The sequence below is a fragment of the Christiangramia marina genome (assembly GCF_048285865.1).
Taxonomy (GTDB): domain Bacteria; phylum Bacteroidota; class Bacteroidia; order Flavobacteriales; family Flavobacteriaceae; genus Christiangramia; species Christiangramia marina.
Window position 1 is genome coordinate 192,151 of record NZ_JBLVTK010000001.1, and the last position, 14,943, is coordinate 207,093.

Sequence of the window (14,943 nt, forward strand, 5' to 3'; positions counted from 1 at the left end):
TATATCTTTTGGATACAACAACCGAAGAGTATCACGATCTCATGAAATCTGATTATACGGTGAGTACAGATAGTGTTGGTGTTTTCAACGAGAAATACCAGATCGTCTTTCAGAAGCTTGAAGAGGAAGTTTCCGAAGAGGTTGTAGAAGAAAAGCCAGAAGTAGTAGAGGAATCAGACCCTGATTTTCTGGATATGAGATACCTTCGACAGACAGATGAAATTGCGCTATACAATCCTGATCTACAGAATATAGATTTTGTAGAGCTGTACAGCGTCTCTGGACAAAAGATCATGACCTTTAGCGAAATTCCTACAGAAGAATCAATAAGTCTAAGAATTCAACAGAAGTTGAGTTCTGCAGTGTATGTAGTCAAGATCTATATTGGGGAAAAGAGCTATTCAAAAAAGGTGATCATTACCAAATAATCTGGAATTAACCTTTATATTTCATGGGTAAATAGACTACTTTCTTGGTATCATAGAAGTCTTCCTCAAAATAAGCGGACAGTTCAAAAATCTGGGCTGTCCGGTAATCCTGTAATTCTTCTGAAAGATCTCCACCCTTTAGATACAGAATTCCGTTTCTAAAATCGTGCTTACTTTCTTTGGCGATCTTACCTTTCACCCAACGAACAAAAGTTGGCATTACTGCTACAGCTCTACTTACGATAAAATCATACTGACCCTTTAAATCTTCTACTCGCTGATTATAAGTGGTCACATTCTCGAGTCCCAGACCTTCTGAAACCTCATCGACCACTTTAATTTTCTTGCCTATAGAATCTACAAGATCAAAATTAGTTTCGGGATGCAGGATGGCTAAAGGTATTCCTGGAAACCCCCCGCCGGTTCCTACGTCAAGAACTCTTGATCCTGGAAGAAACGCCTGAACCTTTGCTATACCCAAAGAATGTAAAACGTGGCGAATGTATAATTCGTCAATATCTTTCCTGGACACCACGTTAATTTTAAGGTTCCAGTCTTTATATAATTCTTCCAGTTTTTCAAACTTCTGAAGTTGATCTTCAGTTAAATTTGGGAAATATTTCTTTATTAGTTCCAAAGCATTCAATTTTCAGCAAAAATAGGCATTTTTTTATGTCCATTTTTTCTGAATAAACAGTAGCTGAAAATTTTAATATTATAACTTTGAAATGTTTCCGAAGCAGATGCTACATCGAAATAAAGGAGCATTTTCAGAATCATTAAAAAATTAAAGACATGCAGGAAAAACTATCGAACCGAATAAATGCGATGGCAACATCCCAAACACTTGCAATGGCTGCGAAAGCCAGAGAATTGAAAGCGGAAGGGAAGGATATTATTGGCCTAAGTCTTGGAGAACCAGATTTTAATACTCCAGATTTCATTAAGGATGCCGCAATACAGGCCATTAATGATAATTACAATTCCTATACGCCGGTCGATGGTTATGTTGAATTAAAGGATGCTATTATTTCTAAATTTAAAAGAGATAATGATCTTACCTATGATCGCTCACAGATTGTTGTCTCAACCGGTGCCAAGCAATCCTTGGCTAATGTAGCTATGGTTGTTCTTAATCCTGGAGACGAGGTACTACTACCCTGCCCATATTGGGTGAGTTATGCTGAAATTGTAAAGTTAGCAGAAGGTGTTCCAGTGGAAGTTCCAACCAGTGTGGAGACCAATTTTAAGATCACTCCAGAACAGCTGGAAGCTTCTATCACTCCTAAAACCAAGATGATCTGGTATAGTTCTCCTTGTAATCCTAGTGGAATGGTTTACAGTAAGGAAGAACTAAGAGCACTCGCAGATGTACTCAAAAAATATCCGGATATAGTGGTGGTTAGCGATGAGATCTACGAGCATATTAATTTTGTAGGCGATCATGCTTCCATGGCTCAATTCGAAGATATGTATGACCGTACGGTAACGGTAAATGGTGTTTCAAAGGCATTCGCAATGACCGGATGGAGAATTGGATATATTGGAGCTCCGGCTTACATCGCTCGAGCCTGTAATAAAATGCAGGGACAAATCACCAGTGGTGCAAACTGTATTGCACAGCGGGCTGTGATCACTGCTCTGGAAGCGCCGGTGAGTAAGATTAGTCATATGATCGATACTTTTAAATCAAGAAGAAAGCTCATTATTGATCATTTGAATGAGATTGACGGATTTGTTACTACCGAACCTCAGGGAGCGTTTTATGTGTTTCCAAATATCTCGGCCTTCTTCGGAAAGACGATCGATGATACTAAAATCGAAAATGCAAGTGACTTTTCGATGTTATTATTGGAAAAAGCGAATGTTGCCACAGTAACTGGTGAAGCTTTTGGAAATCCTGACTGTATTCGTATTTCATACGCTGCAAGTGAAAGTCAGATTGAGGAAGCTATAAAAAGAATAAAAGAAGTGTTATCATAATTGCAATTATGCACAGTACAAAAAAACCGGCTTTCGCCGGTTTTTTTGTACTATAAATTCAGATTACCTGTTACGCCAGAAGAATGGCGTTAATATGATAAGCACAGTAAATAGTTCCAGTCTACCTATGAGCATTAAGAAAGCTGACCACCATTTTCCAAAATCTGATAATATATCAAAATTGTTCACGGGACTTAAACCTCCAAAAGCAGGTCCAATATTCCCAAGAGAAGATGCAGCGCCTCCAATAGCCGTTTGAAAATCCAGTCCCATTCCTGCGAATACTACTGCTCCAATGATAAAGGAGAGCATATACAGTATAAAAAAGCCCAGGATATTAAAAACGATCTCCTTACTAATCGACTTCCCATTAAATCGTACTGGTAGAATTGCATTGGGATGTAAGGTTCTCTTAAATTCTATGATCCCGTTCTTGATCATAATAATATGCCGCATTACTTTCACTCCCCCAGCCGTACTCCCTGCGGAACCACCCAGAAAGAATAATCCGAAATAGAGAATAGTTAGAAAAGGTGTCCACATCGTATAATCGGCAGAAACAAATCCGGTAGTGGTTATCACGGTTAAAACCTGGAACAGAGAATGCCTGAAGGCGCTTTCGGCTTCACCCCAAACCATTGGATGCTCGATACTTGAAATTGTGACATCTGCCTGGAAATAGACCACCAGTGCTGAAATTGCCGTAAAACCGAAGATGAAAAACATATACCATTTAAACTCATCATCATGCAGAATTTTCTGCACCTGACCCTTAAAAGCAAAATAACTCAGTACAAAGTTACTACCCGCGAGCAGCATGAAGAGAATGATAATATACTGAATTGCAGGATTATCGTTCCAGTAAGCTAAACTTGCGTTCTTGGTAGAAAAACCTCCTGTAGATAATGTACTAAAAGCGTGATTGATGGCATCAAAGAAGGTCATTCCAGCCACCCATAGAAGTATAGTTTCTGCTACCGTATAGGAAACATAGATAAGCCATAAACGCTTGGCGGTATCTGTAATTCGAGGCTTTAATTTATCTGCGCTAGGACCAGGGGATTCGGCAGAGAATAGCTGCATCCCTCCTATTCCAAGCAACGGCAGGATCGCAATGGCTAAAACGATAATTCCCATTCCGCCAATCCAATGAGTTAAACTTCTCCAGAATAGAATACCCTTTGGAATCGCTTCGATATCATTAAGAATGGAGGCACCGGTAGTGGTGTACCCAGACATAGTTTCGAAAAACGCATTTGTAAAAGTTGGTATAGATTCACTTATGAGGTAAGGGAGACTGCCACTTAGGGCCATAAAGATCCATCCAAAAGTTACAATTATATAACCTTCTCTTTTCTTTACCTCTTTACTATGGCCACGGGTAGTGAACATGAGCAAGGTCCCCGTAAATAATGTTACAAGAGCAGCGGTTGAAATTTCAAGAGTTACACCGTCATCGTAAATATAACTTACAAGGGTTGCTAAAAGCATAAAGCCACCATTACACAGCAGCAATAATCCCATCACATGAAGAATTATCTGATAATTCAATCTGGGCATTAGAGGAACAGTTTTTCTACTTTGTTAATAGATCTCGGTAGACAACAAACCACAATTCTGTCTCCGGGTTTGATAAGAAAATCACCTAGAGCGATTAAACCTTTTCCATCGCGAATAATTCCACCAATTATTGCTGAACGTGGGAAATCGAGATCCTTGATCTTTTTATTTGAAACCTGGGAATTTGGTTTTACGATAAACTCCAGAAGCTCGGCATTCATATTATTCAGCTTGGTCATCGCCACGACCTCACCTTTTCTTACATAACGGAAGATATTATTGGCAGCCAGTAGTTTCTTATTTATAAGAGTATCTATTCCAATAGAGTGACTTAGCTGAAAATAATCCATATTCTCGACCAAAGAGATAGTTTTCTTAACGCTTTTGGATTTGGCTACCAGACAGGACATAATATTAGTTTCTGAATTTCCGGTCACAGCGATAAAAGCATCCATATCATGGATGTTTTCTTCTTCCAGTAATTCAACATTGCGACCATCTCCGTTAATAATTAATACGTTGGGAAGTTCATCAGCCAGTTCGTATGCTTTTTCACGATCTTTCTCTACCAGCTTTACATTGAAATTATTACGACAAAGATCCTGTGCGGTTTTTCTACCAATCTTACTACCCCCAAGAACCATTATATTCTTGATATCCTGTCGAACTTTCCCCGTTAGTTTATATAATTCCTCTACACCATTTTTTAAAGTGATAAAATAGACCTGGTCACCTTCTTTAAATTGGGTATCTCCTCTAGGTATCAATGTATACTGTGTTCCAAATCTTTGAATTGCAATAGGAACAAAGTTTAGTTCTGGAAATATCTTGGCGGCTTCCTTTACTGTCTTTCCTACAAAGGTCGCAGTTCTGGATAAACTCACACCAATCATGGTTAGTGCACCTTCTTCAAATTCGTAGCTATCATTAAACGCCGACTGGTTCAACAGCAATTCGATTTCACGCGAAGCAAGAGCTTCCGGAGAAATAAGTTCATCTATCCCGAAACGAGTGAATCCCAGTTCTCCCTGATTTTCGAGATATTCGGTATTTGAAATTCTGGCGATCGTTCTTTTAGCTCCAAGCTGCTTGGCCAGTACACATACGGTAATATTAGTTGCCTCACTTGAGGTGACACTAACTACCATATCTGTATGTTTCACCTGCGCATCCTTTAATATCCTGATGGAACTGGCATCGCCTTTAATAGTTCTAATATCCAAGTGAGTATCAGCATAAGCAAGATTATCTCTATTTGGGTCAATTAGCGTAATATCCTGAGATTCAAAGGAAAGTAATTTAGCTAAATGAAATCCTACTTCACCTGCGCCGGCGATAATTATTTTCATATAACAGCTTCAAATTGTGAAAGCAAAGTTAAGTTATTTTGCAGAAAGGAAAAATCTCTTTTCAGAGATAAAAAATCGGCTAATATCCGTTATTTTCCTCATATCAGTTATCTTTGAAGCAAATTTCACCTATGAGTAAGAAAGTTACTCCATATAAAGACTCGCAGCTCACCAAAAAAAAGCAGGTAGAACAAATGTTCGACAATATATCTGACAACTATGATGGGCTAAACAGGGTTATTTCTATGGGAACCGATGTTAGCTGGCGAAAGAAGGTTGTTGCTGCAGTTGCTGCCACAAATCCTGACAGTATTCTTGATATTGCTACCGGAACAGGCGATCTAGCAATTCAAATGGCTAATACCGGGGCGTCTAGAATTGTTGGTCTTGACCTGTCTGACGGAATGTTAAGTGTTGGTAGAAAAAAGATTGCTGCTAAAGAGCTGGATGTTGAAATTGAGATGATTCAGGGGGATTCTGAAAATTTACCATTTGAAGCTGACAGTTTTGATGCAATTACTGTTGCCTTTGGGGTTCGAAATTTTGAAAATCTGGAACTCGGACTATCAGAAATTTTTCGTGTTTTAAAACCTGATGGTATTTTCGTGGTTCTGGAAACTTCAGTTCCAACAAGATTTCCATTTAAACAGGGCTATAAGATATATTCATCTATGATATTACCGGCTATAGGAAAGTTATTTTCGAAGGACAAGGATGCTTACTCCTACCTAAGCGAGAGTGCTGCAAGTTTTCCTTATGGTAAGGAGTTCAACAATATTTTATCGAAAACCGGGTTTACTAATGTGAGAGACTTACCTCAAACTCTGGGAGTCTCCACTATATACATTGCTTCAAAGTAGATACATGAAGAAATTTTTTATAATTGCCCTTTTTCTATTCATTTCAAATGCATCTTTCGCCCAGCTATTTTCTGGGGAGAGTATTGAAAATCAACCAAACGTCGATAATAAAAGATGGTCATGGGGTTATTTTCTAGGCTTTAATAGCTACGATTTTGATTTTGACTATATCGATTATAATCCAAGCACCGTTACTGGTAAAGATTACCTTGTTGAAACTCGTACTGGTTTTAATGTAGGCCTCATTGGTAATTTGAAGCTAAACGACCATTTTGATCTTCGTTTTGAACCTGGTGTAAATTTTAATACCAGGGGATTTCAATTGTATAGTGCAGACATCAATACATTCAGGGAAATTAATTCCACGTATGTACATCTACCCTTACTTCTCAAATTTAATGCAAACCGTCTGAACAATTTCCGTCCTTTCGTTGTTGGTGGGTTGAGCACTTCAATTAATCTTAGCAGTAACGAAAATAATCCTGACGATAATTCTGCTGGACAATTCAGGATGAAAACGAATTCTTACTACTATGAACTTGGTTTCGGAATAGATATTTATTTGTACTATTTTAAATTTTCTCCGTCTATTCGTGGCGTTTTCGCGATTAACGATGAGTTAGTTCGAGATAATGATCCTAATAGTATTTATACAGAAAACGTAGATTCAATGTCCTCAAGAGCAGTTTTTATCAACTTCACTTTCCAATAGACTCCTGTCTTCGGAATTCCGCAAGCGTAATAGCCGTTGCCGTTGCCACATTGAGACTTTCAGTATTTTGCTCCTTACCATATTGGGGAATGCTTATCTTCTGATTCACTAATTTCTGAATTTCAGAAGAAATGCCATTTGCCTCATTTCCAAAGATGACAAAACTTTCTGCATCTAACGCACTTTGATAAATATCGGAACCCTCTAAAAGAGTTCCGTAAATGGGGAAAGAATGTTTTTTAGAAAAAAATTCATGCAAGTCTGTATATACAATATTTACACGGGACAGAGAACCCATACTGGCCTGTACTACTTTGGAATTAAAACAGTCTACCGTATCTCTGGAACATATAAGATCTGTGATCCCGAACCAATCGCAAAGCCTGATGATCGTTCCAAGATTTCCAGGGTCTCGAACGCCATCCAAAACTACCTTCAGTCCATTTTCTGCTACCGGTAAGTCTTCTCGCATTCTGAAAACTGCTAGATAATCTGGAGCAGTAGTCAGGGAGCTTATCCTGGCTAGATCGGCTGAGTTCGCCTCATAGAAATCTCGCTCGTGAACCTCATCTAAAATACCTGAGCCAAATAATGCATATAATTCAAAATCAGATCTTAAAAACTCTTTTATCCCTTTAATTCCTTCAACAATGAATAGCTTTTCACGAAGCCTGTGCTTTTTTTGAGAAAGACTTTTTATTAACTTAATCTGGCTTTTGCTTACCATACAAAAAATGTATTTTTGAGCCCTAATCGATTATACTTGACACGGCTTCTCGCAAAAATATTATTATTTTTTTTAACGACTGTTCTTATCCTTAGCTGTAATGCTGTAAAACGATTAGAAGCCGATGAAAATTTATTGGTTAAAAACGAAATCTTTGCCAATGACGAACTAGTCAAGGATTCCCGAATTAAGAATCAGCTTTACCAGGAACCTAATACCAAACTATTAGGTTTTCCTCTTAGACTGCATTTCTACAATTTAGCACGGCCCGAAATTGACAGTATCCTTACAGAAAAATTTCTTGAGAACGAATCCAGAAGAAAGCGTCTCACAGCAATACTATCCAAAAAACAATTTGATCAATACATTTATTCCAAAAAGGAGTTTAATGAGTGGATCAAAAGAACTGGAGAGGCACCTGTCGTTTTGAATAAAGAACAGGCCGTTAAGTCTGTCAACCGTTTGAAATCCTGGTACTGGAATAATGGCTGGTTCAATGTAGAAGCAGATTACAAGGTATTGCCTATAGAAAATAAAGAAAAACGGGCTAAAGTAGAATACTATATCAAACCGGGAAAGCCTTACACGCTTGATTCCCTTACTACAGAAATTGCTTCACCAGCTCTGGATAGTCTTTACCAATCTAACAAAACCGAAAGTGAGATCATAGCTGGCACGCAGTATAACACTATAGCTTTCAACGAAGAAAGAGATAGATTATCAGACCTTTTTAGAAATAATGGAGTTTATAATTTTGATCAGGAATATATTAGTTTCGACGCAGATACTGTGGATACAAACCACAAATTGAACACTACTCTGATCATCAAGAATGAGCGGAATAATATAGGAGACAGTATCACAAGAACACCCTTCAAGATCCATACGATAAGTAAAGTAAAGATCTTCACAGATTATAGTTTCGCTAACCGTAACATGCCGATTCTGGACAGTGCAACTTATCGGCGTTATGAGCTGTTCAGTTTTGAAGAAATGCGCTACAAACCGGAAGCTGTTACCGATGCTGTTTTTATAAGACCTGGCATGATTTATCGTGATCTCGACAGGACAAGAACCTATAACAGACTTAATTCACTTCGAGTTTTTAAGTATCCCAATATTCAGTATACTCCAGATCCTTCAGATAGCACCAATACTAAATTGATCTCTAATATTTTTCTTAGTCCGCTTCCAAAGTACTCGCTTGGTTTCGATTTTGATGTATCACAAAGTAATATTCAGAAATTCGGAATTGGTTTTGGAGGTTCCTTCCTGATCAGGAACATTTTTGGCGGACTGGAGAATCTTGAATTATCCGGTCGCGGCAGTATAGCGTCATCAACAGATGCAGCCGCCAGCGCTGATAAAAATCGTTTTTTCGATATTACTGAAGTTGGTGCCGATCTAAAGCTGACCCTTCCGAGGATATTTTTACCTATAGATACGGAAAGGCTTATTAAGAAATACATGGCACCTTTTACCAGTATGAGTCTCGGGTTTAGTTCCCAGCGAAATATTGGTCTGGATAAGCAAACATTTTCAGGAATCCTGAATTATAACTGGAATCCATCCAAGCAGCTTACTAACAGCCTCGATCTACTCAATATCCAATACGTTCGAAATTTAAATACTGAAAACTACTTTAATGTCTATCGAAATTCATTTGAAGAATTAAATTCTATTGCACAGCGAAGTAATTTTAACTTCAGCACTCCGGGAAGTGACCTGCAAATCCCAGAAGAGGCCGATGGTTTTATAGACTATGTCATCAACGAAGACAGAACCAACACGGGACTCGAAAATGAAGACTATTTGAATACGCTAGACATATATGAACGAAAACTAAGACTCACTCAAAACAACCTTATTTTCGCCTCCAGCTACACCTATCTCTGGAATACGAGAGAGAACCTTTATGACAGAGAGTTTTCCCGATTCAGGTTCAAACTGGAAACCGCAGGGAATGTTCTATCTGCCCTTTCCAATGTTTTTAACTATCCTGTAAACGACCAGGGTAATGAGAAAGTTCTTGGGGTGGCTTATTCACAGTATGTGAAAACCGAACTGGATTTTATCAAACACTGGGATCTTGGAAACGATCAGATCTTTGCTGTTCGAGCTTTTGGAGGAATCGCCATACCCTATGGCAATGCGAATGATATTCCAATTACTAAGACTTTTTTCGCCGGCGGCCCTAATGACAATCGTGCATGGCAAGCCTATGATCTTGGACCCGGCAGCAGCGGTAGTATTCTGGAATTCAATGAAGCTAATCTTAAACTTGCCTTCAACGGAGAATATCGCTTCGGAATCTTTGACCAGTTCAAGGGTGCCTTATTCGTAGATGTTGGAAATATCTGGAACGTTCTTGACTCCAGGACTTCTAAAGATGTAGTTTTTGAAGAATTTTCAGATCTTGAGGAATTAGCTGTTGGTAGTGGATTTGGACTTCGCTATGACTTTAACTTTTTTGTCTTAAGATTTGATATCGGCTTTAAAACTCACGATCCAGGACAACCTGAAGGAGATCGATGGTTTCAGGAGTATAATTTCAACCATGCTGTTTATAACGTAGGAATCAATTATCCTTTCTAAGCCAGTTTATTTTCTTATTTTTGTGAACATAATCAACTAAAAGTTATGAGTCACAATATCAAACCGGGCGTTGCCACTGGAAAAGAAGTTCAGGAGATTTTCAATTATGCTAAAGAGAAAGGTTTTGCCCTTCCCGCTGTTAACGTAATTGGATCAAGTAGTGTGAATGCTGTTCTGGAAACTGCTGCTGAGTTAAACTCCCCTGTTATTATTCAATTTTCTAATGGTGGTGCGCAATTTAACGCTGGTAAAGGATTGTCGAATGAAGGAGAACAGGCTGCAATTGCCGGTGGAGTTGCTGGTGCAAAACACGTGCACGAAATGGCTAAACTTTACGGTGTACCAGTAATCATGCATACAGATCACTGTGCTAAAAAATTACTTCCGTGGATCGACGGACTTTTAGATGCCAGTGAAAAACATTACGAACAATTTGGTAAACCTTTATATAGTTCTCACATGATAGATCTTTCCGAAGAACCTTTGGAAGAGAATATGGAGATCTGTAAAAAATATCTTGAGAGGATGTCCAAAATGGGAATGACTCTGGAGATCGAACTTGGAATTACCGGTGGTGAGGAAGATGGAGTAGACAACTCTGATGTTGATGCTTCCAAACTTTATACTCAGCCTGAAGAAGTTGCCTATGCTTACGAAGAGTTAAGCAAAGTGAGTGACCAATTCACTATCGCTGCAGCTTTCGGAAATGTGCACGGTGTTTACAAGCCGGGTAACGTAAAGTTGACTCCAAAAATCCTGAAGAATTCTCAGGAATATATTACTAAGAAATACAATGTAGAAGAAAACCATATCGATTTTGTTTTCCATGGTGGAAGTGGCTCTACAGTAGAAGAAATTCGTGAAGCTATTGGATATGGTGTGATCAAAATGAATATTGATACCGATCTTCAATATGCATACCTGGAAGGAATTCGTGATTATATGGGAGCTAAAAAGGATTACCTGGCTACACAAATTGGAAATCCTGATGGCGACGATGTACCTAACAAGAAATATTACGATCCACGTAAATGGGTTAGAGAGGGTGAATTGACTTTCAAGACACGTCTAAAGAAAGCTTTTGAGGACCTTAATAACGTAAATACATTATAAATAATATTTTTAAACAGTCTTTTTCTTCGGAATTAGACTGTTTTTTATTGCCATAAATTTGACAACCCTTACGATTAAAATTTGAAAGAAATGGCTTGGTTTAAAAGAACACAAAAAGGAATTCAAACTCCTACTGAAGATAAGAAAGATGTCCCTAAAGGCCTGTGGTATAAATCACCTACCGGGAAGATCGTAGATGCTGAACAACTGGAAAGCAATTTTTATGTAAGTCCGGAAGATGGATACCACGTAAGAATTGGTAGCAATGAATATTTTAAGATCCTTTTTGATGATAATAATTTCAAGGAACTTGATAAGAATGTCACTTCTAAGGATCCTTTAAATTTTGAGGATACTAAAAAATACACAGACAGACTTAAAGCGGCGCAGGAAAAGACTGGTTTGAAAGATGCTGTACGAACTGCTGTTGGAAAATCCAAGGGAAAAGACCTGGTAATTGCCTGTATGGATTTTAAATTTATTGGTGGCTCCATGGGGTCTGTTGTTGGAGAAAAAATTGCTCGAGCAGCAGATTATGCACTTCAGAATAAAACTCCATTTATGATCATCTCCAAATCTGGAGGTGCCAGAATGCAGGAAGCTGCACTCTCATTGATGCAACTTGCAAAAACTTCAGTGAAGTTGGCGCAACTAGCCAATGCACAGATACCTTATATATCCCTTGCCACAGATCCTACTACTGGAGGAACTACGGCGAGTTTCGCTATGTTAGGAGATATTAATATTTCTGAACCAGGAGCATTGATTGGATTTGCAGGACCAAGAGTTGTGAAAGATACTACCGGGAAAGATCTTCCAAAGGATTTCCAGACTTCAGAGTTTCTGAAAGAAAAAGGGTTCTTAGACTTTATCACACATAGATCTGAATTGAAAAATAAGGTGAATTTATACCTTGATCTAATTCAGAATCAACCAGTGAGAAAATAAGTAGATATTTCTGTTTACAGAACAAAAAGACGACCTGATCTCTCAGGTCGTTTTTTTGTTTCTGTACTTCAGGACTAATCGATCTTTCCTGAAACATGATCTTCTCTAACTTCTGGATCGCGATACTTGCAACAATCGTCAAGCTTAGCATAAGCTTCATCTGTAGCTTTTAAGCTATCGAGATCATGCCCGGCATCCAGAATATTGCCTTGAATCGTTTTTAGATCTGTCTTATTTTCATTGAAGATCAATTGCAATTCCTGAGTTTCTAAGTTCCAATCGGCAAATTTCACACCCTTCGATGTTATACCTGCCTTCTCGATTCGATCCTTGCACATCATACAAACACCATCTACTTGAAATGATGCCTTCGCATTGCGATCCTGAGCAAACATACTGGTAGAACCTATCACAAAAAATAATAACACTAAATATTTCATATTCTTCTATTTAATTCAATTTAAATCTAAAACCTGCGTAGTATAAATTACCAAAAACAGGACCATAAACAAGGGTTGAGTCAAAATAATCTCCAAAGGGATCTTCCGCAGCAAGAATTGGTCGATCCTGTCTAACGTTTGTGATATTTTCTCCTCCAATATAAACTTCAAATCTACCTGAGAAAACCCTGGTTATTTGTGCATTTAGTGTACTTAAGGATGGTGAATATTCTCCTACCCGGAACTCCTCTGGATTCGCGGCTGTAGACGGAAATCGTTGTTCACCCAGCCAATTATAGGTAGCATCAAACTTCCACTGACTATTTTTTTTAATTTCGGTCTCATAGGAAAGATTCGCAAAGACTCTATGTTCCGGGATAAGGGGTTTGATCTTAGTTCCAGTCTGGTACTTAGTTTTTACATCGTAAAATTTATAAGCCATTCTTAGATCGAGGCGCTCTGCAGGATTATAGCTTAATTCAGCTTGAAAACTATTCGCATAGCTTTCCCCTTTCAGGTTATAAAAACTAATCTCCTGTGGGTTCTCCCAATCTACGACGACCTGGTTCTGAAAATCAGTTCGATAATAATCAAAGATTAGCTCTGCTTTTCTACTGAATATATTGAAACCCTGCATATATGAAATTCCGTAATTCCAGGCGATCTCGGGATCCAAACCATAAATATCTCCGCTGGAACTTCTTTGAATATTGATCTCCCGGGAAGAGGCGAATAGGTTTTGATTTTCAGCAAAGATATTAGCAGCACGTTTACCACGACCAAATGATACTCTTAAAGCCGATTTCGCCCAAGGTCGATACCTCGCATGAACTCTTGGAGTAAGAAAGAAACCAAGACGGTTGTGATAATCTGCACGCACTCCTGCGGTAAGATTGAGCTTATCCATATCGTCAAAGTTATACTCGAAAAAACCACCTACAGAATTATCTTTCCGAACGTAATCCGTATCTTCTACCAACTCATCATAAGAATCCTGAGTAAAATCAAGACCAGTTTTGATCTTGTGTCTGGAGTCACCAATGATACTATTATAAATGATATTGGAATAAATACTATTATGCTCTATATCATAAACTCTTAGACCAAAATAGGAATCCTGCTGATGATTGCTCACTGCTAATTGCATTCCAATACTCTGCCACGGAAGTTCTGGATTTACATATCCTAGTTTTCCTGAAAACTCGTAACGCTGCGTATTGATCTCACTTCCCCAGGCATTTGTGGTTAATTTATCTGTATCAGGATCGAAATCGAGCTCTCCGGTTTGCTTTTCATCATTGAGATAGCGGAAATTCATAAATGCCACGATCCCGTTTTCGTTATCGATATATTGCCAGCGATTCATCAAATTGATTTGATTATACAAAGGCATATCCAGAAAGTTGTCGTTATTGACATCATGCTCTTCCTGCTGAGAGTTTCCGTGTACAAAGATACCAGTACTCCACTTCTTATTCAGCTGAGTATTATAATGAGTATTAAGTTCCAGTCGCTTACTGCTGGCGCCATAAAGGTTTATAAAAAGTTTATCTGAATTTGCAGGCTTCTGAAGCTCAGCGTTGATCTGGCCTGCAATACTTTCATAACCATTAACCACACTACCCGCTCCTTTAGTAATCTGAATACTCTCTACCCATGTTCCCGGTGTGAAGGAAAGTCCGTAAGCCTGTGCGGCTCCTCTTACTGACGGAATATTTTCGGTAGCAATTAATATATAAGGACTGGTTAGTCCCAGCATTTTTATTTGTCGGGTTCCCGAAATAGCATCAGCGAAATTAACGTCTATGGAAGGATTGGTTTCAAAACTTTCAGAAAGGTTACAACAGGCTGCTTTTAAAAGTTCATCACTGCTTATATTCATAACATTCGTAGACTCCAGATAAGATCTTGAAGTTGCTTTTTTACGGGAAACCAGGTCTATTTCATCAAGGTTTGCTGAAGGACTTAGTTCATGAACAAAATTATCCTGATTATTTTTAATACTAATAGTATCTGATTTATAGCCCATAAAACTAATGATCAGCTTATTGTAGTTCTTTTTATACGGAATTGAAAATGCACCATTAAAGTCGGTTATGGTTCCAACTTCAGTGTTCAGCCAGTAAACATTGGCTCCGGGCACGGGCATTTCTGTCCCCAGTTCCTGTACTTTCCCCTTAAAGGTTTCCTGGGAAAAAATTACCGCAGGGAGTAGTAATACTATGAGA

At 38.4% G+C, this 14,943-nt stretch carries 13 protein-coding genes; 7 read left to right on the forward strand and 6 right to left on the reverse strand.

The genetic code is table 11. The annotated features are described in order from the left end of the window. Window positions 1–428, forward strand: a 428-nt coding sequence (locus tag ACNKXS_RS00875; RefSeq protein WP_417919231.1) for a T9SS type A sorting domain-containing protein, incomplete at its 5' end; no start/stop codon positions are given. Between the two features lie 7 nt (window positions 429–435). Here the strand turns inward: ACNKXS_RS00875 and rsmG are convergent. Beyond that, window positions 436–1,065 carry a 16S rRNA (guanine(527)-N(7))-methyltransferase RsmG gene (rsmG, locus tag ACNKXS_RS00880; protein WP_417919232.1) on the reverse strand — a complete coding sequence of 210 codons (630 nt, stop codon included), beginning with the start codon at window positions 1,063–1,065 and terminating at the stop codon, window positions 436–438. Window positions 1,066–1,223: 158 nt separating this feature from the next. Here rsmG and ACNKXS_RS00885 point away from each other — a divergent pair, with 158 nt between their 5' ends. Continuing rightward, window positions 1,224–2,411: a pyridoxal phosphate-dependent aminotransferase gene (locus ACNKXS_RS00885; protein ID WP_417919233.1), complete on the forward strand. Its 1,188-nt coding sequence runs from the start codon at window positions 1,224–1,226 to the stop codon at window positions 2,409–2,411. A gap of 63 nt (window positions 2,412–2,474) precedes the next feature. Here ACNKXS_RS00885 and ACNKXS_RS00890 read toward each other — a convergent pair whose 3' ends face one another. Continuing rightward, on the reverse strand, window positions 2,475–3,971 hold the full coding sequence (locus ACNKXS_RS00890; RefSeq protein ID WP_417919234.1) for a TrkH family potassium uptake protein: 1,497 nt from the start codon (window positions 3,969–3,971) through the stop codon (window positions 2,475–2,477). Next, the gene (trkA, locus tag ACNKXS_RS00895; protein ID WP_417919235.1) at window positions 3,971–5,320 is read right to left on the reverse strand and encodes a Trk system potassium transporter TrkA; all 1,350 of its coding nucleotides are present in this window, start codon (window positions 5,318–5,320) and stop codon (window positions 3,971–3,973) included. Before trkA ends, ACNKXS_RS00890 begins: the two co-directional genes overlap by 1 nt. 131 nt (window positions 5,321–5,451) lie before the next feature. Here trkA and ubiE point away from each other — a divergent pair, with 131 nt between their 5' ends. Together ubiE and porT are read left to right on the forward strand one after the other, a co-directional pair. Then, window positions 5,452–6,180 (forward strand): bifunctional demethylmenaquinone methyltransferase/2-methoxy-6-polyprenyl-1,4-benzoquinol methylase UbiE, encoded by a 729-nt coding sequence (ubiE, locus tag ACNKXS_RS00900; RefSeq protein WP_417919236.1) that lies wholly within the window; start codon window positions 5,452–5,454, stop codon window positions 6,178–6,180. Window positions 6,181–6,184: 4 nt separating this feature from the next. Further along, window positions 6,185–6,892, forward strand: a complete 708-nt coding sequence (gene porT, locus ACNKXS_RS00905) for a type IX secretion/gliding motility protein PorT/SprT (protein WP_417919237.1) — start codon at window positions 6,185–6,187, stop codon at window positions 6,890–6,892. Here the strand turns inward: porT and ACNKXS_RS00910 are convergent. Continuing rightward, window positions 6,879–7,619, reverse strand: coding sequence for a TrmH family RNA methyltransferase (locus tag ACNKXS_RS00910; RefSeq protein ID WP_417919238.1), 741 nt, complete (start codon window positions 7,617–7,619; stop codon window positions 6,879–6,881). The genes porT and ACNKXS_RS00910 overlap by 14 nt on opposite strands. A 36-nt stretch (window positions 7,620–7,655) precedes the next feature. On the opposite strand from ACNKXS_RS00910, the gene tamL reads away from it, so the two are divergent. The 3 genes from tamL (at window position 7,656) to accD (ending at window position 12,275) form a co-directional block, all read left to right on the forward strand. Continuing rightward, window positions 7,656–10,214, forward strand: a complete 2,559-nt coding sequence (tamL, locus tag ACNKXS_RS00915; protein ID WP_470271282.1) for a translocation and assembly module lipoprotein TamL — start codon at window positions 7,656–7,658, stop codon at window positions 10,212–10,214. Between the two features lie 45 nt (window positions 10,215–10,259). Next, a complete protein-coding gene (gene fbaA / locus ACNKXS_RS00920; RefSeq protein ID WP_298528192.1) occupies window positions 10,260–11,327 on the forward strand; it encodes a class II fructose-bisphosphate aldolase in 1,068 nt (355 codons plus the stop codon). Window positions 11,328–11,417: 90 nt separating this feature from the next. Beyond that, the gene (gene accD / locus ACNKXS_RS00925; RefSeq protein ID WP_417919240.1) at window positions 11,418–12,275 is read left to right on the forward strand and encodes an acetyl-CoA carboxylase, carboxyltransferase subunit beta; all 858 of its coding nucleotides are present in this window, start codon (window positions 11,418–11,420) and stop codon (window positions 12,273–12,275) included. Between the two features lie 74 nt (window positions 12,276–12,349). Here the strand turns inward: accD and ACNKXS_RS00930 are convergent, their stop codons facing one another. Both ACNKXS_RS00930 and ACNKXS_RS00935 read right to left on the reverse strand, forming a co-directional pair. Continuing rightward, on the reverse strand, window positions 12,350–12,715 hold the full coding sequence (locus tag ACNKXS_RS00930) for a heavy-metal-associated domain-containing protein (protein ID WP_417919241.1): 366 nt from the start codon (window positions 12,713–12,715) through the stop codon (window positions 12,350–12,352). Between the two features lie 10 nt (window positions 12,716–12,725). Continuing rightward, window positions 12,726–14,939: a TonB-dependent receptor gene (locus tag ACNKXS_RS00935; protein ID WP_417920123.1), complete on the reverse strand. Its 2,214-nt coding sequence runs from the start codon at window positions 14,937–14,939 to the stop codon at window positions 12,726–12,728. Window positions 14,940–14,943 lie beyond the last annotated feature (4 nt).

What these genes read in the sequence shown, in the direction of transcription:
- ACNKXS_RS00885 (WP_417919233.1), top strand. Translation starts at nt 1,224, where the DNA reads ATGCAGGAAAAACTATCGAACCGAATAAATGCGATGGCAACATCCCAA.
- ACNKXS_RS00890 (WP_417919234.1), bottom strand. Translation starts at nt 3,971, where the DNA reads ATGCCCAGATTGAATTATCAGATAATTCTTCATGTGATGGGATTATTG.
- trkA (WP_417919235.1), bottom strand. Translation starts at nt 5,320, where the DNA reads ATGAAAATAATTATCGCCGGCGCAGGTGAAGTAGGATTTCATTTAGCT.
- ubiE (WP_417919236.1), top strand. Translation starts at nt 5,452, where the DNA reads ATGAGTAAGAAAGTTACTCCATATAAAGACTCGCAGCTCACCAAAAAA.
- porT (WP_417919237.1), top strand. Translation starts at nt 6,185, where the DNA reads ATGAAGAAATTTTTTATAATTGCCCTTTTTCTATTCATTTCAAATGCA.
- ACNKXS_RS00910 (WP_417919238.1), bottom strand. Translation starts at nt 7,619, where the DNA reads ATGGTAAGCAAAAGCCAGATTAAGTTAATAAAAAGTCTTTCTCAAAAA.
- fbaA (WP_298528192.1), top strand. Translation starts at nt 10,260, where the DNA reads ATGAGTCACAATATCAAACCGGGCGTTGCCACTGGAAAAGAAGTTCAG.
- accD (WP_417919240.1), top strand. Translation starts at nt 11,418, where the DNA reads ATGGCTTGGTTTAAAAGAACACAAAAAGGAATTCAAACTCCTACTGAA.
- ACNKXS_RS00930 (WP_417919241.1), bottom strand. Translation starts at nt 12,715, where the DNA reads ATGAAATATTTAGTGTTATTATTTTTTGTGATAGGTTCTACCAGTATG.